The sequence below is a fragment of the Serratia sp. PL17 genome, assembly GCF_017832355.1.
GTDB lineage: Bacteria > Pseudomonadota > Gammaproteobacteria > Enterobacterales > Enterobacteriaceae > Serratia.
On sequence record NZ_JAFIBY010000001.1, the window covers coordinates 1182364 to 1207455 of the forward strand.

23 protein-coding genes are annotated in these 25092 nt (G+C 55.7%); 8 read left to right on the forward strand and 15 right to left on the reverse strand.

The window, feature by feature from the left end; all coding sequences use genetic code 11:
- The first annotated feature begins 221 nt into the window (after nucleotides 1-221).
- Entirely contained in the window at nucleotides 222-1709 is a 1488-nt protein-coding gene (locus JOE25_RS05865) for an MDR family MFS transporter (protein WP_209633170.1), read from the forward strand.
- Nucleotides 1710-1761: 52 nt separating this feature from the next.
- Here JOE25_RS05865 and JOE25_RS05870 read toward each other — a convergent pair whose 3' ends face one another.
- On the reverse strand, nucleotides 1762-2061 hold the full coding sequence (locus JOE25_RS05870) for a DUF1161 domain-containing protein (protein ID WP_209633172.1): 300 nt from the start codon (nucleotides 2059-2061) through the stop codon (nucleotides 1762-1764).
- Between the two features lie 89 nt (nucleotides 2062-2150).
- Nucleotides 2151-2519 (reverse strand): DUF1283 family protein, encoded by a 369-nt coding sequence (locus JOE25_RS05875; RefSeq protein WP_209633173.1) that lies wholly within the window; start codon nucleotides 2517-2519, stop codon nucleotides 2151-2153.
- 146 nt (nucleotides 2520-2665) lie between these two features.
- Here JOE25_RS05875 and JOE25_RS05880 point away from each other — a divergent pair, with 146 nt between their 5' ends.
- Nucleotides 2666-2992, forward strand: coding sequence for a YnfA family protein (locus JOE25_RS05880; protein WP_209633175.1), 327 nt, complete (start codon nucleotides 2666-2668; stop codon nucleotides 2990-2992).
- Nucleotides 2993-3027: 35 nt separating this feature from the next.
- Here JOE25_RS05880 and ydfG read toward each other — a convergent pair whose 3' ends face one another.
- From ydfG to JOE25_RS05935, 11 genes are all read right to left on the reverse strand, one after another.
- Nucleotides 3028-3777 (reverse strand): bifunctional NADP-dependent 3-hydroxy acid dehydrogenase/3-hydroxypropionate dehydrogenase YdfG, encoded by a 750-nt coding sequence (gene ydfG, locus JOE25_RS05885; protein WP_209633177.1) that lies wholly within the window; start codon nucleotides 3775-3777, stop codon nucleotides 3028-3030.
- 183 nt (nucleotides 3778-3960) lie between these two features.
- Nucleotides 3961-4482 carry a GNAT family N-acetyltransferase gene (locus JOE25_RS05890; RefSeq protein WP_209633180.1) on the reverse strand — a complete coding sequence of 174 codons (522 nt, stop codon included), beginning with the start codon at nucleotides 4480-4482 and terminating at the stop codon, nucleotides 3961-3963.
- Nucleotides 4483-4580: 98 nt separating this feature from the next.
- Entirely contained in the window at nucleotides 4581-6023 is a 1443-nt protein-coding gene (locus tag JOE25_RS05895; protein WP_209633182.1) for an MFS transporter, read from the reverse strand.
- Nucleotides 6024-6190: 167 nt separating this feature from the next.
- On the reverse strand, nucleotides 6191-8512 hold the full coding sequence (fecA, locus tag JOE25_RS05900) for a TonB-dependent Fe(3+) dicitrate receptor FecA (RefSeq protein ID WP_209633184.1): 2322 nt from the start codon (nucleotides 8510-8512) through the stop codon (nucleotides 6191-6193).
- A gap of 111 nt (nucleotides 8513-8623) precedes the next feature.
- Nucleotides 8624-9580 (reverse strand): ferric citrate uptake sigma factor regulator FecR, encoded by a 957-nt coding sequence (gene fecR, locus JOE25_RS05905; RefSeq protein WP_209633186.1) that lies wholly within the window; start codon nucleotides 9578-9580, stop codon nucleotides 8624-8626.
- On the reverse strand, nucleotides 9577-10101 hold the full coding sequence (gene fecI, locus JOE25_RS05910) for a ferric citrate uptake sigma factor FecI (protein WP_209633188.1): 525 nt from the start codon (nucleotides 10099-10101) through the stop codon (nucleotides 9577-9579). Before fecI ends, fecR begins: the two co-directional genes overlap by 4 nt.
- A 99-nt stretch (nucleotides 10102-10200) precedes the next feature.
- The gene (gene ugpC / locus JOE25_RS05915) at nucleotides 10201-11280 is read right to left on the reverse strand and encodes a sn-glycerol-3-phosphate ABC transporter ATP-binding protein UgpC (protein ID WP_209633190.1); all 1080 of its coding nucleotides are present in this window, start codon (nucleotides 11278-11280) and stop codon (nucleotides 10201-10203) included.
- Nucleotides 11280-12233 carry a carbohydrate kinase family protein gene (locus JOE25_RS05920; protein ID WP_209633192.1) on the reverse strand — a complete coding sequence of 318 codons (954 nt, stop codon included), beginning with the start codon at nucleotides 12231-12233 and terminating at the stop codon, nucleotides 11280-11282. The genes ugpC and JOE25_RS05920 overlap by 1 nt, the downstream gene beginning before the upstream one ends.
- Before the next feature lie 19 nt (nucleotides 12234-12252).
- Complete coding sequence (locus JOE25_RS05925) at nucleotides 12253-13092, reverse strand: carbohydrate ABC transporter permease (RefSeq protein ID WP_209633194.1); 840 nt, start codon at nucleotides 13090-13092, stop codon at nucleotides 12253-12255.
- The gene (locus JOE25_RS05930; protein ID WP_209633197.1) at nucleotides 13082-13990 is read right to left on the reverse strand and encodes a sugar ABC transporter permease; all 909 of its coding nucleotides are present in this window, start codon (nucleotides 13988-13990) and stop codon (nucleotides 13082-13084) included. The genes JOE25_RS05925 and JOE25_RS05930 overlap by 11 nt, the downstream gene beginning before the upstream one ends.
- 9 nt (nucleotides 13991-13999) lie before the next feature.
- Entirely contained in the window at nucleotides 14000-15250 is a 1251-nt protein-coding gene (locus JOE25_RS05935) for an extracellular solute-binding protein (protein ID WP_209633199.1), read from the reverse strand.
- A 100-nt stretch (nucleotides 15251-15350) separates the two neighbouring features.
- Between JOE25_RS05935 and JOE25_RS05940 the strand changes: the two genes are divergently transcribed.
- The 6 genes from JOE25_RS05940 to xdhC all read left to right on the forward strand — a co-directional run bounded on the left by JOE25_RS05940 (nucleotide 15351) and on the right by xdhC (nucleotide 22740).
- Nucleotides 15351-16523, forward strand: coding sequence for an ROK family transcriptional regulator (locus JOE25_RS05940; RefSeq protein ID WP_209633201.1), 1173 nt, complete (start codon nucleotides 15351-15353; stop codon nucleotides 16521-16523).
- A gap of 167 nt (nucleotides 16524-16690) precedes the next feature.
- Complete coding sequence (locus JOE25_RS05945; RefSeq protein WP_209633203.1) at nucleotides 16691-16837, forward strand: hypothetical protein; 147 nt, start codon at nucleotides 16691-16693, stop codon at nucleotides 16835-16837.
- 1 nt (nucleotide 16838) lies between these two features.
- Nucleotides 16839-18170: a guanine deaminase gene (guaD, locus tag JOE25_RS05950; protein ID WP_209633205.1), complete on the forward strand. Its 1332-nt coding sequence runs from the start codon at nucleotides 16839-16841 to the stop codon at nucleotides 18168-18170.
- Entirely contained in the window at nucleotides 18167-19597 is a 1431-nt protein-coding gene (gene xdhA, locus JOE25_RS05955; protein WP_209633207.1) for a xanthine dehydrogenase small subunit, read from the forward strand. The genes guaD and xdhA overlap by 4 nt, the downstream gene beginning before the upstream one ends.
- Entirely contained in the window at nucleotides 19590-21983 is a 2394-nt protein-coding gene (gene xdhB, locus JOE25_RS05960; protein ID WP_209633209.1) for a xanthine dehydrogenase molybdopterin binding subunit, read from the forward strand. Before xdhA ends, xdhB begins: the two co-directional genes overlap by 8 nt.
- Nucleotides 21976-22740 (forward strand): xanthine dehydrogenase accessory protein XdhC, encoded by a 765-nt coding sequence (xdhC, locus tag JOE25_RS05965; protein ID WP_209633211.1) that lies wholly within the window; start codon nucleotides 21976-21978, stop codon nucleotides 22738-22740. The genes xdhB and xdhC overlap by 8 nt, the downstream gene beginning before the upstream one ends.
- 39 nt (nucleotides 22741-22779) lie before the next feature.
- On the opposite strand, the gene JOE25_RS05970 is transcribed toward xdhC, so the two are convergent.
- Nucleotides 22780-24075: an alginate export family protein gene (locus JOE25_RS05970; protein ID WP_245209702.1), complete on the reverse strand. Its 1296-nt coding sequence runs from the start codon at nucleotides 24073-24075 to the stop codon at nucleotides 22780-22782.
- Nucleotides 24076-24125: 50 nt separating this feature from the next.
- Nucleotides 24126-25022 (reverse strand): glyoxalase, encoded by an 897-nt coding sequence (locus JOE25_RS05975; RefSeq protein WP_245209703.1) that lies wholly within the window; start codon nucleotides 25020-25022, stop codon nucleotides 24126-24128.
- Nucleotides 25023-25092: the final 70 nt, after the last annotated feature.

The window sequence follows — 25092 nt, forward strand, 5'->3', positions numbered from 1 at the left end:
GCCCGACCGAAGGCCAGAGAATCTTTGCAGATTCGCCGGTAGGTTCGCGCTTTGTGGGTTATGCGGCTGATTCAGCTTGATTTATAGTGACGTTGTCACTATACGTTCAAATGGTGCGCTTTTCGCCAATAAAAACAGCTAAGTAGACACAGATAACGGCAGTGTTTCTTCCGGCTGGTATAATGAGGTGAAAATAAAAATCTACGGTTTGTAATAACGCTATGACAAATAACGAAGTATCTGCCCCCATCGCGCACCGTCCCTTGATCCTGATTGCCTGCATGTTGGCGATGTTTATGTCCGCGATTGAGGCAACCATTGTCGCCACGGCGATGCCGACCATTATTGGCGACCTCGGCGGGTTTTCTCTGCTCGGGTGGGTATTTGCGGTCTATTTGCTGGCGCAGGCCATCACCATCCCCATTTATGGTCGGCTGGCGGACCTGCTGGGGCGCAAACGGGTATTTTTCTTTGGCGCATCGCTGTTCTTGCTGGGGTCGGTACTCTGTGGTTTCTCGCCAAACATGTACTGGCTGATTGGTTTTCGGCTGCTGCAGGGGCTGGGGGCCGGGGCTATTATGCCAACAGCGACCACCATTATTGGTGATATCTACAGCCCCACCGAGCGGCCAAAGGTGATGGGTTACATCTCCAGCGTTTGGGGGGTATCGGCGATTATTGGCCCCTTACTGGGGGCGTTTATCGTCCAGCATTTGCCCTGGGCGCTGGTATTCTGGGTCAATCTGCCGATTGGTCTGCTGGCGATGTTTTTCCTTGCTCGTTATCTCCCTTCTCGCCAACAGGTGCGTAAACATGCGCTGGACCTGGTGGGCACCGCTTGGCTGACGCTGTTTGTTACCGCGTTGCTGCTGTCACTGCTGCAGGCAGAAAATCTGGGGTGGTGGGTGTTGCCGCTGTTGGTGTTGGCGGCTATCTCGCTGATGTTGCTGATCCGCCAGGAACGACGTGCACCAGAGCCGTTGTTCCCGCTGGCGTTATGGCAAAGTCGGGTGATTGTGGCCGGCAATATTGGCGGGCTGGTGATTGGTGCAGCGATGATGGGCATCAGCGCTTTCCTGCCAACCTTTATTCAGGGCGTGATGGGGAGAACGCCGTTGGAGGCAGGGACGACCTTGGCGTTAATGTCGATCGGTTGGCCGCTGGCCAGCACCTTTAGCGGGCGGTTGATGCTCATGACCTCTTATCGGACCACGGCGTTACTGGGGGCATTACTGCTGTTGGCCGGGGGACTGATCCTGTTGCTGCTGCAACCTGCCGGCGGTCTGTTATGGGGGCGCGTGGCCGCCTTTATGGTGGGTGCCGGTATGGGGCTGTGCAACACCACATTCTTGGTGTCGGTGCAAAACGCGGCGCATCACAGCATTCGCGGTATCGCTACCGCCTGTACCGTGTTTACCCGAATGATGGGCTCGGCCATCGGGACCGCGATTTTAGGGGCGACGCTAAACATCAACCTGCAGCTCCGCTTACCGCAAACGTCCGATCCTGTTCAGCAGTTAATGGAGCCTGCCGCGCGGGGATCAATGGCACCGGAGATGTTGGCGGATATGACGCAACAGGTAGCCGCTTCGCTGCATGGGGTATTTTTGGTTTCTGCACTGATATCACTGCTGGCACTCGCCGCAGCGATGCTGATTCCTGCGCGGCATCGTCCACAGGGCGAGGGTGAAGAAGCGGAACAGGCGTGAGGCGCAGAAGAAGTAGAAAAGGAAAGGGCGCGGTTAGCGCCCTTAACGATCATTATTGCGAGGTCTTAGTGTCCTGGCTGGTGCCGGTTTGCGCCGCGTCACCATTGTCATCACCGTTACTGATGCGGGTATAGACAATCTTCTGTGTGTCATTTTCGCAGTGACCCACCACCAGCCCGCCAGCCTGTTGGGCCTGGTCATTCGGCACAATATCCAGCTTGAAGCCAGATTCTGGCACGCCGTTATTGACAATTTTCTGCGAAATATCAGCCTTCACGCTTTCGCACGAGGCCAGGGCAGCCAGTGGTGCTGACGCCAGCAGCAATGCACCCAGGATAAGCGCTTTTTTCATCAATTCATCCTTATTTGAGATTGGGCTTCCTTTGTCAGGATAGCAGCAACGGCGTCGTAGGGTAACGGCCGCCGCCTGCTGCGGCAAGATTAAGGATTAATCTGACGGCCCGTCTGGCGGTCCAGACACTTACGGGTATTGGGTTCCCAGTAAGCGTTAACGTTCAGGCTGTCGTCGCAGCGCTCTTCGTTATCAATGGCCTTATCGACCTTATCGAATTCTTTCTCAACGCGGGTGTTGACCTTGTTGCGCAGAGACTTGGTGTCGTTGAATTGCTGTTTGCTTTGGCGAGCCGCTTCTGTGCTCATCGCTCCGCTGTTGCTGCCATCGACGGTAACGCAGGTGCTGCCCTGAGTGCAGGTGGCAGCCAGCGCTGGAGCCTGCCAGGCACCCATCAGCACCAGCATGGCGACCGGCAGCATCCCGCGCAGCAGTCGTTGAGTCGAAAGTGTTTTCATCGTTTCATCCTTATGAGTTAGTGTTGCCTGAAAACGGCAACACTGGCTTACTGCGCCCTCAGGCGTGTTGATAAATATACCATCGCGCACTTAGACTGCACCAGCCAAGCACGGCCTTGTTTACTTTATAGAGAGAAAACGTTCCTATGATCAAGACCACACTGTTATTTTTCGCGACGGCATTGGCCGAGATCATTGGCTGTTTCTTACCCTACCTGTGGCTGAAAAAAAGCGCCAGCGTGTGGCTGCTGTTGCCGGCTGCGGCGAGCCTGATGTTGTTTGTCTGGCTGTTGACGCTGCATCCTGCCGCCAGTGGGCGCGTGTATGCGGCTTACGGCGGCGTCTATGTGGCGACTGCGTTGCTGTGGCTACGGGTGGTAGACGGGGTTAAATTGTCTGCGTTGGATTGGCTGGGGGCTAGCGTGGCCTTGGTGGGGATGTTGATTATTGTTTCCGGCTGGCGAGCCGCCTGATAAATGGCGGCAGGGCATGCCTGCCGCGCACAGGATCAGGCCTCGCGGTGAATGTTCAACCCGGCAAAGGACTGACTGACCGGCATGATTTCCAGCGAGTTGATATTGACGTGGCTCGGCAGGGTTGCCACCCAGAACACCGACTCGGCGATATCCTCCGGCGTCAATGCATTGGCCCCGTCATAAACTTTGTTAACTTTGCCGTCGTCACCTTTGAAACGCACGTTGGAAAATTCCGTGCCGCCTACCAGGCCGGGCTCGATGTCGGTAACGCGAATACGCGTGCCCTGTAGGTCGGCACGTAAACCGAGGCTGAACTGTTTCACGAAGGCTTTGGTGGCGCCGTAAACGTTACCGCCGGCATAAGGCCAGTTGGCCGCGACGGAGCCGATGTTAATGACATGGCCAACATTGCGTTCAACCATGTCAGGTAACAGGGCGCGGGTCATGTTGACCAGGCCTTTGGCGTTGGTGTCGATCATCGTTTCCCAATCGTCAGCGTTGGCTTTATGTGCCGGTTCCAGACCTAACGCCAGCCCGGCGTTATTCACCAGTACGTCGATGTGGCGGAGTGCCGCAGGCAGTTCGTCAATCACTTGCTGAATCGCCGCGCGGTTACGCACGTCCAGGCGGACGATATGCAGCGGATCACCCAACTCGTCTTTCAATTCTTCCAGGCGTTCGATACGACGGCCGGAGGCAATCACCTGATGGCCTTCGCGGATAAAACGTCGTGTAATGGCTTCACCAAAACCGGATGTGGCACCCGTAACAAAAATGATCATGTTGCTGTTCCCCAACTGTTTTTACCCTACATGCTACTAGCATTAGCATAATCCCACGTTAAGTGGCAGTGGTTATCGGCGTCGACATAAAAAAACCGCCATCGCTGCTGCCAGACGGGCGGTTTTTGGTCAGTGAATCCTGCATGTTTAAAGACGGGCCGAGCAGAATGGCCGATAAAGTGATCAGTGCTGTGGTGGGACGTGATACACCACGCAGTCGTATTTGGTGTTTTCGCGTCGGCCGGCCACCACGCCGCCTAAAGATTCGGCGATGCGCCGACTCGGCGTATTTTGCTCTGCCACCGGATAGATAAAGTATTGTGGGTGGTAGCGCTCGCTGGCCCATACCGCCATAGCTTGAACAATTTCACGGCCATAGCCCATGCCGTGCAGATTCTCTTTTACCCAAATACCCAGCTCTGGCGTGGTGCCATGCAAATCGTGTACGCCACCTACACCAACAAACTGTTTAGTGTCGCGCAGGCGTGCGATAAAAATCACTTCCTCGCCTTCACGGATTAACGGTAGCCAGCCTTGCCACACGTTTTCAAACGCTTCTGGCGACGCCTCCGGTTCAAAATTCATAAAGCGTGTCAATGTAGGGGTGATCGCCTGGTAAACATCGTCGGCGTCTGCTGCGGTAAAGGGGGCAATCAACAACCGGTCGGTGTTAACGCGGCACTGAGAAAGGTCACTGTGAATCATTATTATTACCTCGCTTTTCAGGCCAAAAACGGCAAAAAATCCGCACCGGTGAAACGGGGCGGATCATCGATACTACGTTGATTGGCAGCAGATGCGACTTATTTTTGCAATCGTTGAGGTGCGTTCGTCAGTGGTGCCGCCGGGGAGGTTCTTTGTCGGACCTCGTTACCTGCGTTGGCATTCAGGGTTGCGCTGTCGATCACGGCTACCACGGCAATCACGCCGATGACCACGAAAGCCCACTGAAAATCGGCCAACGGAATACGCTCAGCGGACTGCGGCATCAGCATCTCCGTTACTCTCAATGCCAGCGCGCCGACGGCAATCCCCAGCCCGCTGCCCATTTGTTGTGACACATTAAACAGGGTATTGGCGCCGCTCATCTGTGATTGCGGTACTTCCGAAAATGCCAGTGTATTGAGCGCGGTAAACTGCATGGATCGCGTCAGACCACTGACGAACAACAGTGCCAGAATCAACCAGGTTGGCGTCTGTGGCGTCAATAGTGCACAAGCGAAAATCGTGGCGGCATTTAGCAGGCCATTCACCACCAACGTGGTGCGAAAGCGAAACCGGTAAAGTACCGCGGAGGTAAAGGGCTTCATCACCAGGTTACCGGCGAATACCGCCAGTACCAATAATCCGGCGTCAAAGGCGTTCAGGCCAAAACCGATCTGAAACAGCAGCGGTAACAAGAAAGGTACGGCACCAATGGCGATGCGGAACAACGTCCCACCCCATATAGTGACGGCGTAACTTTTTATTCGCATGGCCCACAGCGTGATCAAGGGGTACGCGGCGCGTTTGGCATGGCGAACCGCCAGCGCACCGAGTGCCAGACTGCCAAGAAGGCATAGCGCAGGCACCAGCCAAGACAACTGCGGATGGCTGATCAGATCCAGACCAAACATCAGACCAAAACAGGCAACGCCGGTCAGTACAAAACCGAGGGTGTCAAAGGGAACGCCTTTCTGTGGTGCTTCCTGTGGGATCAGTCGCCATGCCAACCACAGCGCGGCCATGCCCAAGGGCACGTTGAGAATAAAAATCCAGTGCCACGAGGCATAGGTCGTAATAAAACCGCCGACGGGAGGGCCGAGGATAGGGGCGACCAATCCAGGCCAGGTAATGGTGGCGATGGCTTTGATCAAATCGGGTTTGGCGGTGTTGCGCAGTACCACCAGCCGGCCGACAGGCACCATCAGAGCACCGCCGAAGCCTTGCAAGATACGGGCAGCGGTAAAGGTAGGCAGGTTAATACTGGCCGCACACAACACGGATGCCAGTGTAAAAATCAACACCGCGGCGGCAAAGATATTGCGTGCACCAAAGCGGTTGGCAATCCAGCCGCTGGCGGGAATAAACACCGTTAGCGTCAAAATGTAAGCTGAAATACCGATGTTCATGTCTACCGGCCGTACGCCGAAAGCCGCTGCCATTTGTGGCATGGCGGTGACAATCACAGTGCCGTCGAGGTTTTCCATAAAAAAGGCACCGGCCACCAAGAGAGGCAACGCACTTGCACGTGAAAAAAAGCTCATGGCAGAGCGCACCGGATGGCGTACAGACGGAATGCGGACATGGCAGAAATCCCGTTTCAAAAATGTTAAAGCCGGAAGGGTTTTTGAGCATAGCGCATTGGGCAGAGGTTAAAAAGAGGTTGAGCAGGTGATAATTAGCGGGCGCAGTGATTGCGCCCGCGGGGGAATTAGAACTTTACAGAGCCTTGCAGATACAGGGTACGTGGCTGACCGATGTACAGCCCCTTGTTGTTATCGTCGTAAGCGCGGGTGAAATATTCGTGGTTAAACAGGTTCTTAACCCCGACACCCAGGTTTAGCCCGGCCATTTCCGGCCCAAAGTCATAGGCGGCGCGCATGCCCCACAGCATATAGCCAGGAATGCGACCGGTGCTGCCGTCAGCACTTTCCGCCACCGTGTTGGCGTTATCGGCAAACTGGCTGGACTGGAATTCACCGTTGAGGTTAAACAGCCAATGACCCGGGGTGTAATCCAGTCCCAGAGTCCCCTTATGCTTTGGTGAGAACGGCACCTGATTTCCCCGGTAAGCGCCGTCTTCGCGGATAGTCGCGTCGACATAGGCATAGCTGGCGTATACCGTCATATCATCAAGTGTCGGTGTCAGCTGCGACAGATCATAACGCAGGCTGCCTTCCAGTCCGGCGTGGCGGGTTTTGCCGCGTGCGGTAACGCTGTCGGTCACCTGATTGGAATCGTACTGATTATTGAAGTTGATCAGGAAGAGACCGATTTCACCCTGCAGCGCATCGCCCTCGTAGCGTGTCCCCAATTCCCAAGTGCGCGCCTTTTCCGGCTCGATATTACCGCTGTCGACTGCTTTGCCCATCTGGCTGTATTGCACGGTCCCGAATGAGCCTTCCGTGTTCGCGTACACATTCCAGTATTCATTCAGGTGATACATCACGTTCAGCGCTGGCAGGGGCGCGTTGTAGCTCACATCCAGGCGGTTATTCTTGATGTAGTTGTTCTGATACGAGGTGATATGCTCGTAACGCATACCCGGTGTGATGGTCCAGTCGCCGATATCAATACGATCATCGATATAAAAGGCGTGGGCATCGGTACCGGATTGGGTATCACGATCGTAAGGGCTACGGGTTGACGGCAGAACGCCGTTGCTGGCCTTACTGTAATAACGCAGCTCGTGGGTGGACTCGCTCACATAACGGTAGCCCACGCCAACTTCATGCGCCGATTGCCCCCAGCGGAAGCTCTGGCTGTAACGTGGCTCCACGCCGCGCACCCAGTATTCACGCGGAGACAGTGTCAGGTTCTTGCCCTGATCCAGATAACCGCTGCGCAGGGTATAGGTATAGAAACTTTGCACATCGAATTTGTGTTGCTGGTCGGGCTGGTACCGGTAGCCAAAGTTCGCCAGCTGGCGACGGCCCCAGAACTTATCGTATGGGCGTGTCGATTGAAACGGGTTGGCATTGTAATCTGCCCGGCTCAGGCCGCCCGGCATGTCCGCTTCACCTTCATAATATTGCAGCAGGCTATTAAACGTATGCACATCGTTGGGGGCATAGCGGCTTTTCAGCATCACGTCGTCAATTTTGGTTGAACTGTGTTCGCGCCAGTCGCTGCCGCGCGTGCCGGAATAAAGCAGTGCGCTGCCAAAGCCATTATCCGCGGTGCCGCCGATCATCAGGTTGCCCGTTCCCTTTGGGTGATCCTGACGAGACGTCGGGCTCAGTTGGCCCTGCATACCGGCCTCCATGCCGAAGGTCTCCGGGATGGCCCGAGTGACAAAGTTGACCACGCCACCGACGCTCTGTGGCCCATAACGAACGGCACCGCCGCCCCGTACCACATCAACGGCATCCATATTGCCGAGGGAAACCGGCGCCAGCGACAGCTGCGGCTGGCCATAAGGGGCGAAGGGGACCGGGATCCCGTCCATCAATACCGTTGAACGGCTGGCCAGACGCGGGTTCAGGCCACGAATACCGAAATTGAGTGCCATATCGTGACTGCCGGTCCCGTTGTTTTCTGGCGCAACAACGCCGGGAACGCGGTTCAACACTTCACGTAGCGTGGTAGCCCCGGTTTTGGCGAAGGCTTCACGGCGAACGACATCACGTGCCCCAGCGTGTTCGAACACGTCAATTTGCCGGCCTTCAGCCAGCCAGTCGCCCACAACGGTGATGTCTTGTTCTTTCTGCGCGATTGGGATATTGACCAGGGTGTAACCATTGCCACCGAGCGCCTTGGCCTGCAAACCGCTGCCCGCCAGCAGTGCGTTCAGCCCTTGGTCGAGGCTGTAATTACCCTTTAACCCTGGCGAATGCTTACCGGCGGTGAGCTTTCCGTCTACCGACAGCGCAATACCGGCATGCGCGGCAAAGGTCGTCAACGCACCATCCAGATCACCCGCAGGGATAGCGTACGCGGTGGGTGCCGGTTGTGCTGCCATCACCGGTAAAGCGAATGCCAGGCCCACGGCTATCGCCAGTGGTTGAAGCGGTTTTCCCCAAAAGTTGTTCATACCTTCTCCTGATTTCTTCTATTTTTTGCTGCAGTGTTTTATCTGGAGTCGAATGAGAATGGAAAAGGGACAATCAAGAATGCGATTTTTTATCATTTTCATTTAAATAAATCAGGCGGGGACAATTTTTAACCAGTAACGGGTAAAACTTTGCAGCCGTATCGGCAGGGTTTGGCTGAGTAAAAGAAGGGCGCGATCCGGCTCCCTCAGCGGGAAGCTGCCGCTAACACGAAAATTGGCAACGGCGGGATCGCATTCCAAACGGCCAGGGCGGTAACGCGCCAGTTCGGCAATCACCCGATCCAGCCGCCATTGGCTTACGTTGAGCACGCCGCGTGTCCAGCCATCAGCGATATCCAGCGTCTGCAGCGGGTTAAATGCGGTGGCGCTAAAGCTGATTTGCTCGCCGGCGTTAACCCGACGCTTCTCCTGCGGATACTGTGCCAGTTGGGCTTCCACGGCGTGTTCAATCACGGCCAACTGCGTTTGCCCCTCGCTTTCATGTACCAGAAAATGGGTGCCCAGTGCACGCATTGCGCCTTGTTGGCTTTCTACCCACAGAGGGCGGGTATCACGGCCGGTTATGAGGCTAATCTCACCGGTGTGCAGTACGATCAGCCGCTTTTCAGCGGTGTAGCGAACATCAACGGCGCTGGCGGTGTTTAACACCAGTTGGCTGCCGTCGCTAAGGATGATGGGTTTGATCTCACCCGTAGCGGTGCGGTAGTCAGCGCGCAGCTCACGCCCCAGCGGTGACTGATAGCCTAGCCAACTGCCGCCAACGCCGAGCAATAGCAGCAGGCTTTTCAACAGCGTGCGGCGATCCAACGAGCTGTGGCGATCGGCCTGATCGAGCGTGCGATAGCCGAATTTACCCGGTACGCCTTGTAATTGGCTTTGTAGCGCTTCAACCCGTTGCCAGGCCCAGCGGTGGTCATCGTGTTGTTGATGCCAGGTCTGCCATTGCTGTCGCTGGCGTTCGGTGACATTTTCATCACTTAACAGGGCAAACCAGTGAGCGGCCATTTTCAGCGCATGGCGTTGTTCGGGGGTGATGTTATGACTCATTGCAGGTATTCGTTTTCCAGGCTGAACAGCAGGCAGTGCTCGGTGGCTTTTGCCATATATTTCTTCACTGAACTGACTGAGACGCCAAGCCGCAAAGCGATGTCGGCATAACCCAACCCTTCAAGTTGCGACAGCAAAAAGGCCTGTTTGATTTTTGGGTCCAACCCGTCGAGCATGCTGTCGATCTGTTGTAGGCTTTCCAGCAAACATTGGCGTTGTTCCGGTGAGGGGGCAAGCGCTTCCGGCGCTAATGCGAGCATATCCAGATAGGCTCGCTCCAACGTTTTACGGCGGAAAAAATCGACCATGACCCGTTTGGCGAGCGTGACCAAGAAATCTTTAGGTTCACGGATGGTGGCGGCGGAATCACTTTTCAGGATCCGCAGGAACGTGTCTTGTGCCAAATCGTCGGCATCACATGCGCAGCCAAGCCGACGGCGTAGCCAGCCCTGTAGCCAACCATGGTGGGTTGTATAGAGGTGAGCTAGCGCTTCAGAGGGTGAAGGGGCTGTGGCTGACATGGGTTCCGCGGTGAAGGTCTACTCTAAAAAAGATGCGCGGATGATAATTGAGAATGGTTATCGTTTCAAGTTTGATGCCGTCCATGGCAACCGGTTCTCTTAACGTTCACTGAGTCGCTGTCCTGTTGCAGCGTCAAACAAGTGGATTGCATCACTGTTGGGAGCCAGGTACAGCAACTGACCGCTGTCTGCGTTGACTCGCCCGCTGAACTGTACGTGCAACGTGTAACTGCCCCAGGTGAGATGCAGCAGGCTGACATCGCCGGTGATCTCCATCAGCCGCAGCGTGGCGGCCGGTTGTTCGCTGGTTTCTACCAAACGGAAGTCATGCGGGCGCAGCCCAAGGATCACTTTGCTGCCTGGAACGGTTTGATGCCATTTCGCGGGCAGGGGAAACCATAACGTTCCGCAGGTTACGCCAGGACGATGGTCACGTGGCGTAACGACGCCCTCCAACAGGTTCATCGGCGGTGAGCCGATAAAACGGGCGACAAAGGTATCTGCCGGTGCATCGTAAATCTCCAGCGGTTTCCCTTGCTGCACGATATTGCCGTCTTTCATCACCACAATTTGGTCAGCCAGCGTCATGGCTTCGATCTGGTCGTGAGTGACATACACCGTGGTGGTTTTAAATTGCTGATGCAGGGATTTGATCTCGGCGCGCAGCTCCATACGCAGTTGGGCATCAAGGTTAGACAGCGGCTCATCGAACAAAAATACCTTCGGGTTGCGCACCATGGCGCGGCCCATCGCCACCCGCTGGCGCTGTCCGCCTGACAGCTCTTTCGGGTAGCGCTGTAAAAGAGGGTCGATTGCCAAAATACGCGCGGCCTGTTGAACCTTGGTCTGTTGCTCGCTTTTTGGCACCTTCATCATCTGCATGTGGAACGCCATGTTTTCAGCCACCGTCAGGTGCGGGTAGAGCGCATAGCTCTGAAATACCATGGCGATATCGCGATCGGCCGGGTCCAGATCGTTAATTTTTTGCTTATCCAGCAGGATCGCGCCGTCGGTCAGCGTATCGAGCCCGGCCAACAGACGCAGTAACGTGGATTTCCCGCAGCCAGAGGGGCCGACCAGCACGGTAAAACTGCCGTCGGGAATGGTCAGATCCAACGGATTCAGCACGCGCTGTTTACCGTAATATTTGGTGACTTTTACCAGCTCTACACTTGCCATCAGACCATTTCTCCGGCGCAGGTTTTCAGGGTGTTCCAGTCCAGGTACTGGCGCGGTGAACTGCTGATGGCGTGGCTTGCGGCGTGGATACCCCAGCGCAGCGCGACCGCAGCGGAATGGCCATACAGGCAGGCGGTCAGAAACCCCGCGTTAAAACTGTCGCCGGCACCAATGGTGTCGACGACCTTGATCGGATGCGCCGCTGCTTGCAACAGGCGCTCTCCCCACCACATGCGAGCGCCGTCAGGGCCGCATTTCACCACACAGGCGGCATCGGTCGGTTGCTGCCGGTTCAGCGTGCGGGCGGCGGTGTAAAGGTCTTCATGACCGGCCATACCGCAGGTCTCCACTTCATTAAGCAACAGAATGTCGCAGAACGGCAGCCAGTCGGCGATCTGCCCGCGTAAAGCATCGCTCCAGCCCTGAGGTGGCCAGCCGGTATCCACCGCAATGCGGTAGCCGCGCTGGCGCAAGGTTTGCAGCAGCGCCGGATATTCCGCCATCAAGGTGGTGCACAAAAACGTGCCGCACAACAACACCGTGTCGCCAGTGCCGGCGAACAGCGGGATCTGATGCAGCACGTCGTCCTGGCTCAGGCGGGTGATATGGCCCTGATTGCTGAAAAAAGTGCGCTCGTTATCGGGGTGCGTTACACCGAAGGTCAGAGAGGTTTCACAACTGTAGGTCGGCCAGTACAGCGAGCTTTCCGGGAACAGCTGTGCCAGCCAGGGGCTGAAATAGTCGTTGCCCTGGTTGGCCACCAGCCGGTAAGGGGTTTCCAGCGCCGCCAGCGCCAGTGCGCAGTTGCCCGCCGAACCACCGGGGCGCAGTTCGCTGTGATCCAGCATCGCCTCGGTGCCTTTTTGCGGCCACTGTTGCAAAGTGCTCATGATCACGTCGACGTTGATATTGCCAACCACGTACAGTGTGGGTCTGGTGTTGGTGTTCATCATGTTAATTTCCCTGAATAAATTAGCCCTTGCTGCCGCCACTGGTTAAACCGCTAACCAGCGTTTTTTGCAGCCAGATGGCAATAAAAAGAGGTGGAATGGCGGCCAGAATGCCGACGGCGGCGATCAACCCGTCATCGGTGGCGCGACCGGCAGTGAAGCCGGCAATGGTGACAGGTAGCGTCTGTGCCTGAATATTGCTGGTGAACAGCAATGCATAGAAAAATTCGTCCCAGGCCAGCAGCCAGCCAAACAGCGCGGAGGCGCCCAGTGCCGGTTTGGCCAGCGGCAGGGTGATGCGTAACAACACCTGCCATTGCCGCAGCCCATCCAACCGCGCCGCCTGTTCGATATCTATCGGCAAGGCGTCGAACTGGTTTTTTAGCATCCAGGTGAGAAACGGCAAGATCAGTGAGCAATAGACCAGCACCAAACCAATATGGGTATTCAACAAGGCTAACTGTTGCAAAATAAAGTACAGCGGCAAGACAAAAGCCACGGGGGGCACCATGTAAATGGCCAGGCTGGCAAACAGCCAGCCGTCGCGTCCTGGGTAGCGTGAAAAGCTGAACGCTGCCGGGATCGCCAACAGTAATGAAATTAGCGTAGCGCCACAGGCCACCAGTAGGCTGTTGAATAGCGCGTGCAGAAACAAGGTACCCGGCTGGCCGGGCTGCAATGACAGCAGGCTGCCGTAGCGCGAAAAGTCCCACTGACGTGGCAGCCACTCCAGGGGCACTCGCGTCAGATCGGCCGAGGCACTGACGCTCATCAGAAACAGCCACAGCATGGGCGCAAGGATTGAAACTGCCAGCAGCAGCGCGGCGCTGTAGCGCAGCACCAAACGAATGTTACGCTTCATCGGCGAGGCTCCTTCGGCGCTGACGGAACAGCATCAGCATGTACAGCGCGATCAATAACCCGCACAACAGCGTCATCAACACCGCATAGGCGGCACCGCTGCCGGCGCGCAGATAACTGAATGATTCCTGATACACGAAGAAACTGAGGGTTTTGGTACTGTCCATCGGCCCGCCGCGCGTCATCACGTAAATAATGTCGAACACCTTGAAGGCGTCAATGGTACGTAATACCAGAGCCACCGCCAGCGGTGCCAGAATGGCGGGCAGGGTGATGGCGCGAAACCGACGCCAGGCAGAGGCCCCGTCCAGCCGCGCAGCCTCGTACAAATCGTCTGGGATGGATTGCAACGCCGCCAGCGTCAGCAGGGTAATCAGCGGGTAATTCTTCCAAATATCCGCCAGCATCACCGCGTTAAGTGCCGAAGCGGGATCGCCCAGCCAACTGCGGTAGTGATCAATTACGCCAAGCTGGGTCAACAGTGCGTTGATACTGCCGTAATCCGGGTTGAAATTCAGCCGCCACATGGTGGCATTAACGATGGTGGGTAGCGCCCAGGGCAGAATAACCAGTACCCGCAGAAGGTTACGCCCATGGAATTTTTGGTTAAGCAGCAACGCGACCAATACGCCAATCACGCCTTCAAATGCCACTGACACCAGGGTGAAATACAATGTACGCCACAGGGCAGCCTGGAAATCCGGATCGGTCAGCGCATAAAAAAAGTTGTCCATACAGACCCAGGCCGGCGTTACGCCATCGCCCACCAGCGCCGCATCGGTAAAGCTCAGCCATAGCGTACGGGCCAGCGGCCAGGCGGTTAGCAGCAGCATCATCAGTAGCATGGGTGCTAACAGCACCCATGCCTGACGCCGCTCACGTTGGGGAAAAGTGAGCATTGTCATTCCTTAACGCAACCGCGCAGCGCTTTGGGTCGCGGCGTCCAGCCCGGCCTGCGGCGTGACTTTACCCTGCAAGATTTGCTGCAGGTCCTGCTGCAATCCGTTGGACAAACGGGAGTAATCGACGGTTTCAGGGCGCGACAGCATCACGTTCAACGACTGTTTGGCTGCGGCAATCAACGGCTCCTGGCCTTTCTGTACCGCCGGATCGTCGTAGGACGCCTTCCAGATCGGCAGGCTCAGTTTGGCGTATTTGTCTTGCACCGGCTGTGAGGTCATATAACTGATGTACTGCCAGGCTTGGTCAGGGTGGGCGCTGGCTTTGGCGATGCCCAGCCCCATCGACCCATTCACCGCGGAGACCTGGCCTTCCACCGAGCCAGGCGCAGGGACGATCCCGACGTCACCGGCCACTTTACTTTGCTTCGGATCGTTGGCCATGTTGTACATGTAGGTCCAGTTTAGCGCGAAGGCGGCGTCACCGTTGGAAAACGCCTTACGCACGTCTTCCTCCAGATACTCGCGGGAGTTCGGGTTGGTTAACCCTTTGTCCAGCGACGCTTTCATATAGTCGACAGCCTGCAGCGAACCTGGCGTAGAGAAGGTGATTTTCCCTTGCTGGATAAACTGCCCCTTAAAGGCAGACACCAACGTGGTGTAGTCGCATACCAACGCCTCGGCCTGTGACCAGCTCCACACCAGCGGGTACTTGACCACGTTTTTCTGTTTCAGGATTTCGGCCTGTTGCGCCAGCTCCTGCCAGGTTTTCGGCGGGGCTGCGATCCCGGCCTTGGCCAGCATGGCTTTGTTGTAATACAGGTATTTGGTGTCCAGGATCCACGGCATACCCCAGCGTTTGTCTTTATAGGTCACGGTGGTCATGGCACCGGCAAAGATTTTATTGCTGTCGTCGGCACTAATGCGCGCAGTGACGTCTTGCAACAGGCCGAATTTGGTGAATTCCGCGGGCCAGATAGCGTCAAACAGCACCACATCATAGCCGTTACTGCCGGCACCGCGCGCGGCAACGATTTTATCGTGCAGGGCTTCGTAAGGAACAAACTCCAGGTTAACGGTGATATCCGGGTGCTGTTTGCTGAAGTCCGCGGTCATCGCGCGGATGTCGTTTTCGCTGTAGGCCGCCTGGGTCATAAATAACGCATTGATTTGCGTTGGGGCGGCATAGGCGGATGACAGGCTGAGGGCCAGGGCAGAAAGGGTACTGACTGCCGTAGCGGCAAGGGTATGGCTTTTCATTGTGCGTTCTCCGGTGTTAAAAAGATTCTTAAATCAATTTGATTGCTTTATTAGAGGGCACCATACTGCAAAGACGATTTCCCTTTCTGCATAGGCAGTTATGACGACTTCCGGCACTAACCTTGAACATGCTCGTGCACACAACCGGCGCGTAGTGATAGAGGCTATCCGTTTGCACGGTGAACTGACCCGTGCCGAAATTGCCCGGCTGACCTCACTGACGCCGCAAACCGTTTCAAACATTGCAACAGAACTGGAACAGGCCGGTATTCTCTCCTCGCACCTGCCGCGTCGTGCCGGCGGGCGGGGCCAACCGGCCACGCCGTTGACCCTGAACCCAGACAGTGCGTATTCCATCGGCATCCATCTGGATCATCAGTCACTGCTGATCATCGTCGTTGATCTGTCAGGCAGCGTTCGTTTCCACCGGCTGATTATGGTGCAAAAGCCGCAACCTGCTGCGACCTTGAAACTGATTTGTGATGTACTGCAAGAAATGCGCCAGCAGCCGGATCTGAGCTGGGGAAAAATGTTGGGGATCGGCGTTGTGATGCCGGGGCCGTTTGGCGTCGAAGGTATTTCCTCCGTTGGGCCGACCACGCTGAACGGCTGGGAAAATATTGATGTAGTGGCCGAACTTAACGCGCAGAGTGGCCTGCCGGTGACGCTCGAGAACGACGCCACCGTTGCGGCGATTGGCGAGCGTTTGCACGGTATCGCCAGGCAGCTTAATTCGTTTATTTATTTGTATCTTGGCACCGGGCTGGGGGCGGGGATTTTCACCGACGGCCGAATTTATACCGGCCATGCGCACAATGCTGGTGAGGTCGGCCACATGATTGTGCAACCGGGTGGCCGGGCGTGCTATTGCGGCAACCAGGGGTGCCTGGAACGCTATGTGTCATTACAGGCGGCCTATGAGAGCTGCGGGTTGGATCCGATGCGCGCCAGACCGCAGGACTTACTGGCATTGCCGCAGGGGCAGATAGACACATGGCTGGATTCGGCGGTGCCGGCGTTACGTCAGGCGATCAACATTATTGAGTGCATGTTTGACGCTGAAGCCGTGATTATTGGCGGTCTGATGCCGGAAAGCCTTGTCGAGCAGCTCATCAAGCGGCTTGCGCCATTGCACCGCTCGGTACGCAGTAAATACCTTGACGGTCTGCGGGTGCGGCTGGGGACGACGGGCGCGGATACTGCCGCATTAGGCGCCGCAGCCTTGCCCCTGTTTGATGAGTTTAACCCTCGCTATGAAGTGCTATTAAAGTAATAAATTCTATTACCCCCATTTGTATTCTTGCCCAATATTGGTGCGCGCGCTCAATTAATACAATATAAGCAAACGGTTGCTATTTAAATGCAACCGTTTGCTTATTCCTGGCTTATTTCCCTTGACTAAGAATATTGAGCGACTTGTTTTTATCGCTTTGTTTTTAAATGGAAATCATCAATAAAAAACCCATTGGCACGCTGATTGCTATTCTTAAACCAACACCTGCGATCGATAAAAAGACCGCGATCACGCCCTGGCCTGAATTGACTCAGCTGGGTGTTGTGCGCTGGTTCTGTAGAGAAGGAAAGTAAAATGAGCATCCCATTCACCACGGCGATTCGTGGCAATTTCTTTGATATCACTGCCTGCGTGGATAACCCGCAACAGTTGAGTCGGCAATTACGCCATCTTCCTGACGGATTAATTCTGCTTAATGAAGGCACCATTGTTTGGTTTGGTAGCTGGCAGCAGGGGGAGTCGCTATTGCCGTCGGGGTGTGAGGTTACCCATTATCGTGACAAACTGATCGTACCGGGTTTTATCGACACCCATATTCATTATCCGCAAACCGAAATGATTGGTGCCTACGGCGATCAACTGCTGGCGTGGCTGAAAAACTATACTTTTCCGACAGAAAGCCAGTTTTGCTGTGAACAGCATTCCGACAAAATGTCGGCGTTTTTTCTACAACAACTGCTAAGCAATGGCACGACTACGGCACTGGTATTTGGCACTGTGCACCCGCAGTCGGTAGAAGCCTTGTTCAGTCAGGCAGCAGCACTCAATATGCGTTTGATCGCCGGCAAGGTGATGATGGATCGCCACGCACCGGACGCCCTGTTGGAAACCCCGGAGGAGAGTTACCAACAAACACGCGCGTTGATCGAACGCTGGCACGGTAAGCAACGGCTGAGTTATGCCATTACACCGCGTTTCGCCCCTACCAGCACACCGGCCCTGTTGGCACAGGTGCAACGGCTGCGCGAAGAGTTTCCCGATGCCTATATGCACACCCACCTGAGTGAGAACCTGGATGAAGTGGCATGGGTGAAAGAACTGTTCCCGGACAGCCGCAGCTATCTGGATGTTTATCATCAGTATGGAATGACCGGGGAGCGGAGCGTTTTCGCCCACTGCCTGCATTTGGAAGAGCAAGAGTGGGACTGCCTATGCCAGACCCGCTCGGCGATCGCCTTTTGCCCGACCTCCAACCTGTTCCTTGGCAGTGGCCTGTTCAATATGCAAAAGGCTTGGCAAAAACAGGTGAAACTGGGCATCGGCACCGACGTTGGCGCCGGTACCACGTTCAATATGCTGCAAACGCTGGGTGAGGCTTATAAGGTTGGCCAGTTGCAGCACTACCAACTTTCCGCCTGCGAGGCGTTTTACCATGCCACGCTGGGCGGCGCACGGGCACTGTCGCTGGAGGATAAAATCGGCAACTTTGACATTGGCAAAGAGGCGGACTTTGTGGTGCTGGATCCTGCGGTGTCACCGTTGCAGAAGCTGCGCCATGAGAACAGCCGCGAGTTAGCGGAACAACTTTTTGTGCTGATGACGCTGGGCGATGATCGCAACGTTTACCGTACCTACGTCGACGGTAAAGTGGTCTATCGGCCGACCACGCACCAGGAGGCTGCATGATCCAGTTTCTGCTTAATCAAACGCTGAAAAGTGAAACAGCGCTCGATCCCAACACGACGGTGCTGAACTATCTGCGTCGCGATCTCGGCCGCTGCGGCACCAAAGAAGGCTGCGCTTCCGGTGACTGTGGCGCCTGTACTGTCGTCCTGGCGGAGCCGGACGGCGAACAATTGCGCTATCGCAGCGTTAACGCCTGCCTGACTTTCGTCAGTGCGCTGCACGGTAAACAGCTGATCACCGTAGAGGATCTTAAACAGCAGGGGGCGTTGCACAGCGTGCAGCAGGCGATGGTTGACTGTCATGGCTCACAGTGCGGTTTTTGCACGCCGGGATTTGTCATGTCGATGTTTTGTCTACAAAAAAACAGTGAAAGCTATCAGCCTGAACAGGCGCAGCACGCGTTGGCTGGGAATTTGTGTCGTTGTACCGGCTATCGGCCAATTTTGGCCGCGGCGCAGCAGGCCTGCAATACCAAAACGCCCGACAGTTTCGAACGCGACCAGGCGCAAACGCGACAGCGTTTACAGGCGATAGGCCCAGCGACGTTGGTGGCGTCCGCGGGCAAACGCTGCCTGTTGCCACAAACCCTCGATGAACTGGCGACGCTGTATCAGCAACACCCTGAGGCCAAACTGCTGGCCGGCGGTACCGACCTGGCACTGGAGGTCACTCAGCGTCATCAGGATATCCCGTTGATGATCGCCGTTGGGCAGATTGACGCGCTCAAGCGCGTCCGTTGGCAGGATGAGCGTCTGATCATCGGGGCCGGGGCGACGTTAAGCGATGTATACCCGCTACTGGCCAGCTATCACCCGGCCTTTGGCGAACTGTTGGGGCGTTTTGCTTCGCAACAAATTCGCAATCAGGGCACCTTGGGCGGCAATATCGCCAACGCATCCCCGATTGGTGATGGTGCACCGTTACTGTTAGCGCTGGATGCGAAGCTGACGTTGCGCTGCGGTAAGGCGCGTCGTGAACTGCCGTTGAACGACTTCTTCCTGGGCTACCGCCAGACCGCATTGCAGCCGGGAGAGTTTATTGAAAATATCCTGTTGCCAGCCAGAGCGCCGGCAGATTTCCGCGCCTGGAAGGTCTCTAAACGGCTGGAAGATGATATTTCTGCGGTCTGCGGTGCCTTCAATCTCACCCTTGACCAAGGTGTCATTCGTGACGCCCGTTTGGCGTTTGGGGGCATGGCGGCAACGCCGAAACGCGCCTTGCTGAGCGAACAGCAACTGGTGGGGCAGCCGTGGCAGCGCGCCACGGTGGAACGGGCTGCGCAGGCGCTGGCACAAGACTTTACGCCGCTGAGCGATTTTCGTGCCAGCAGCGCCTACCGTTTGCTGGTGGCGCAAAATCTGCTGCGTCGCTATTTCATCGCATTGACTGAGCCGCAGCTGGCGATCGAGGTGACTGCCCATGAGTAATCGCAAATACAGCGAACAGACGCAGGCGCAACTGGCCGAACGCTTCCGTCAGTCATTGACCAGCGGTGTGGGACGGAGTCGTAAACACGAAAGCGCCGACAAACACGTCAGCGGAGAAGCACAATACATTGACGACCGGTTGGAGTTTCCCAACCAGTTGCACCTGGCGGCCAAGCTGAGCGAACGGGCGCATGCCCGTATAGAAAAACTGGATCTGTCTGCCTGTTACGATTTTCCCGGTGTAGTGCGGGTGATCACCTGGCAGGACGTGCCGGGCGAGTTGGATATCGCACCTTTAACCCACGGCGATCCGCTGTTGGCGAAAGAGGAGGTGGAATACGTCGGGCAGGTGATTGTGGTCGTGGCGGCGGACGATCCCGAGACCGCCTGGCGCGCTGCGCAGGCGGTCAGCGTAACCTATCAGGATTTACCTGCCCAGTTGGACGTCACGCAGTCCCTGCGAGATGGCTTTGTGGTACAGGAGGCCCATCATCATCAACGGGGTGATGTCGAGGGGGCACTGGCGCAAGCTAAGCACCGTATTCAGGGTGAGTTGCACGTTGGGGGACAGGAGCATTTCTATCTGGAAACCCAGATAGCCTCGGTGCTGCCCGTCGAAGACGGCGGCATGCTGGTCTATTCATCGACCCAGAACCCGACAGAAATACAAAAACTGGTCGCTGCGGTGCTCAATCTGCCCATGCACAAAGTGACTATCGACATGCGTCGTATGGGCGGTGGCTTTGGTGGCAAAGAAACGCAGGCCGCAGGCCCGGCGTGTTTATGTGCCGTAGTGGCGCATCTCACTGGACGACCGGCCAAAATGCGGCTTAATCGCCGTGACGACATGCTGATTACCGGTAAGCGTCATCCGTTTTATATTCAGTATGACGTCGGCTTTGACGACAACGGATTGTTGCACGGCGTGAAAATCGACCTGGCAGGCAACTGCGGTTACTCGCTCGATCTTTCGGGGTCTATCGTCGATCGTGCTATGTTTCACGCCGATAATGCCTATTTCTTGCAGGATGTATTGATTACGGGGCACCGATGTAAAACCCATATTGCATCCAATACCGCCTACCGTGGTTTTGGCGGCCCGCAGGGCATGATGGCAATTGAGCAGGTCATGGATCATATTGCCCGCTATCTGGGGGACGATCCGCTGGCGGTGCGCAAAACCAACTATTACGGCAAGGAACAGCGCAATGTCACTCATTACTATCAGCCGGTTGAGCAGAATCTGCTGCAAGAGATCACCGCTGAACTGGAACACAGCGCCGATTATCAGGCGCGGCGTCAGGCGATTCGGCACTTCAACGCACAAAACCCGATTTTGAAGAAAGGGCTGGCGCTGACGCCGGTGAAGTTCGGCATCTCCTTTACCGCCAGCTTCCTCAACCAGGCCGGGGCGCTGGTACTGATTTACACCGACGGCAGTATTCAACTCAACCACGGTGGCACCGAAATGGGCCAGGGGTTGAACACCAAGGTGGCACAGATTGTCGCAGAAGTGTTCCAGGTCGAGATTGAGCGTATCCAAATCACCGCCACCGATACCGGCAAGGTACCCAATACCTCGCCAACGGCGGCGTCGTCAGGCACAGACTTGAATGGCAAAGCGGCGGAGAATGCCGCCTTGACCATTAAGCAACGCCTGATCGACATGCTCAGCAAACAGCATTGTGTCGATGCCGAGCAGATCGCCTTCAATAATGGTCAGGTCAAGGTAGGAGAGCACTATTTCAGCTTTGAACAGGTGGTTGAGCAGGCCTATTTCAACCAGGTTTCACTCGCCAGCACCGGCTATTACCGCACGCCGAAGATTTTCTACGATCGCGACCAGGCACGCGGCCATCCGTTTTATTACTTTGCCTACGGTGCGGCCTGCGCGGAAGTCGTCATCGATACCCTGACCGGTGAATATAAGCTGTTGCGTGCCGATATTCTGCACGACGTGGGCGACTCACTGAACCCGGCGATCGACATAGGTCAGGTGGAAGGGGGATTTGTGCAGGGCATGGGGTGGCTAACCAGCGAAGAACTGGTGTGGGATGACAAGGGCAAGTTGCTGACCAACGGGCCGGCCAGCTACAAAATCCCGGCGATTGGCGATGTGCCTGCCGATCTGCGCGTCACGCTGCTGGAGAACCGCAAAAACCCGGAGGACACGGTGTTCCACTCCAAAGCGGTGGGTGAGCCGCCGTTCATGCTGGGGATCTCGGTCTGGTGTGCGATAAAAGACGCGGTGGCCAGCCTGTCGGATTACCGCCTGCAGCCCAACATTGACGCACCGGCCACGCCAGAGCGGGTGCTGTGGGGCGTACAGCAGATGCTGAATAGTGACATTGTCACTAACTTGGCGCGGGAGAACGGCAATGGATGAATGGATTGAGGCTTTGGCCGAGCAGCGGCGGCGTGGCGAGCCTTGCATCCTGGTGACGCTGGTGGATGAGTTGGGGTCCACGCCGCGTAACCGTGGAACCAAAATGCTGGTAACCGCGGAACGGGCGGTGAATACCATTGGCGGTGGCCATCTCGAGTTTCAGGCGTTAGCGATCGCCCGCGACATGCTCAAGCAGGGCGTTGCCACGCTGCGACTGGAGCGCTTCCCTCTGGCGGCTCGGCTGGGACAATGCTGCGGTGGAACCACCAACGTGCTGTTCGAACCCCTGATACCCCCTCGACCACAGATTGCGCTGTTTGGCGCAGGACACGTGGGCCGGGCGTTGGTGACCATCCTTGCGACACTGCCGTGCCGGGTGCATTGGGTGGATGGTCGTGCTGCGGAGTTCCCTGCGCTGATCCCGGAGGGGGTTCAACAGCAGATCTGTGAAGACCCGCTGGAGATGGCTGATGCCATGCCGGCAGGGAGTTATTTCATCGTCATGACGCATGATCACGCATTAGACCTGGCGCTGGCAGAACGCATTTTACGCCGTGGTGATGCCGGTTACTTCGGCCTGATCGGCTCACTGACCAAACGCAAACGCTTCGAATATAAACTGGGCCAGCGCGGTATCAGTGAACAGACGATTGCCGGTATGCGTTGCCCTGTGGGGCTGCCAGACGTGAAAGGCAAGCTGCCGGCGGAAATTGCGGTGGCGGTAGCCGGGGAGATCATTGCCTGTTATGGCAGGTAGAAAGCATCCCCCCGGCATGTTTGTTTCTTACAGGCCAGATCAAAAACTGAAGGTACCTTGGGCCAGAAAGAAGTTCATGTCTTTCAAACCGGCGTGCTGTTCAAGGCTGCGTCCGACGTTGAAATAGACGTAAGCGACCTTGAATTGCAGCCAACTCTCCGGGGTCCAGAGGGTTTCGATCTGGTACTGATGGCCAATAAATCGACTGCCTTTTTCACTGTCTTTGACCGGTCTCATGGGCCCCAGATAGAAACCATCCGCCGAACTCTGACGCCACATGGCGTCCCAACTGAGATCCAGCGATACCGTTTCCCATGGTGTCAGGGTGATAGAGGGATGAAGGTCGATCAGGTTGGCTGGCGCGACCAAGCCATTTTCGGTCAGGTAGGGCAGCTTGGGGTACATGGCATTGAAGGTATTGAGTTGCCCGTCATGCGGGTTTTTGTCGCCGCTGGCGATGCCAGCTTTGCCGCCGAATCTTGGTTTGAGAGGCCAGCTTTCAATGGTATAACCGGCATGACTAGAAACAGACCAGGCGCGTATGTCATGTTGCCGAAATTGACCGTACTGATAGGCGGTTTCATTATCCCAATCAACGTTGTTTGCATGACCATACAAACGAGCACCGAGGGTGTAGCGCCGCTCTTCCCCCATCCCTTGCGTGTAGTGGGCGTTCTGCTGTTCAAAACCAAAGGTGTAAACATCCACTGAGGAGTTGAACGCGGTGACTGGCGTGGTGCCATAGATACCCCAAACTTTTTGACTGTTGTCGGTACTGTCGTCAAAACTGCCTTCTTTCAGCGTAATGGGATGACCGATAAAGGCATCAAGCCGACTCGTGTCCCATTGCCAACTGGCACGTATTGCGTCAAAGGCGCGACGCACGTTAGCCCCATCACGGGTTCCCATTAGGTGCAGTGCCCCCAAAGGTATTTCCTGGCGTCCTACGCGCAGTGTGCCTTCACCGTACGGGGTGGGCAACTTCAGGTCTATGTACCCTTGTCCCAAATAGGCATGATCTTCATCGGTGGGTTTGCGCCCCTGCTCGCGGGGTGTGGCCAACGATGAACCGACTTGGATGTAGGCACTAAAATAGTCGGTATAGTCAAACCGACTACCGATCAATAGCCTTTGCATGAAAATGTCATCGCGGCTGGCGCCGTTCACGCCGAGATCACGGCGATCGGTCCATTCGTAGCGTTCGCGCAGCGAACCATCAAATGACAAAAGCCTATTGTCGCCTAGGTCGATATTCTTCCAGGACGGGGATGGCGCTGCCACCGCAGAGGCGATGGGTAAACCTAGCGTAAACACTAAATAAAAGGGTAATTTCATTTTTATGCTCAAAAAACCGCACCGTAGTGCGGTGAGAGAAAGTGTCATTATTACTGTGCAGATTGGTGAACTTCAGCTATATAGCCCCCGGGGAACTCAACGAGTGCCGCGCTTTTTGTTTCTGCGGGGTTACTATTCCAGAGAATCTTGGCACCGCTGGCGCGTGCTTTTCTGAGCGTGTCTTGCAGGTTGGCTACGGCATATCCGGTCCGCTCATGGCCAAAGGGATAAGGCAAATAGCCATTCGTGACAAATATGCGAGTTTTGCCAAAGGCTGAGTCCAGCTTGACTTCCCGAATAGTTTTTTGCCCATTACGACCAATTACCTGGTCGTTAACTTGAGTGTCACTGACCACTTTCCCATGAGAAAATGCTTGGTAACTTTTAATAAAAGTATTTACCCGATAAGAAGAGAGATAAATACGGTTTTCCGGAATGTAGGACAGCGGTTTGTAATTCGGAGCCTTGGTATGAGAGTAAAGCTGCATATTGACGCCACCTGGCCATTGTACTATCGCATCACGACCAATTGGGTCATCGAAAGGTTCAACCAATACATCGGCACCTGAAGCCTTGGCTTGTTTGATGGCTTCATCCATGTTTTTTACCAGAAAGCCGTTGCGTTCTGTCCCGAATGGATAAGGGATCGGCGTTTGGAAATCGAATACCGAGAAAGTACCTGAGGGGGTCAGTATCAACTGGGAAAATGTTTGGCTCGGAGTTGGTGTGACATCAGCTAATACGCGTTTTGTAACGGTGCCACCGAAAGTTTTCACGATGCTGTCTACGAAGTTGTCCATTTTGCCGTGTTCAACATATACATGCGTGGTGTCGTACTGAGGGCTGACCGCGACCAGCTCAGAACCATTAGCGTACGACAAGGCTGGAGTGAGCAGGGTAAATATCGATGTCAGCATCCAGCAAGAAGGAATACGAGCCTGTGTCATTCAATACACCTCATTAACTTGGCATTAGTGAATCGTTGATATAAACGACCATGAAATCGTTATATTTGAT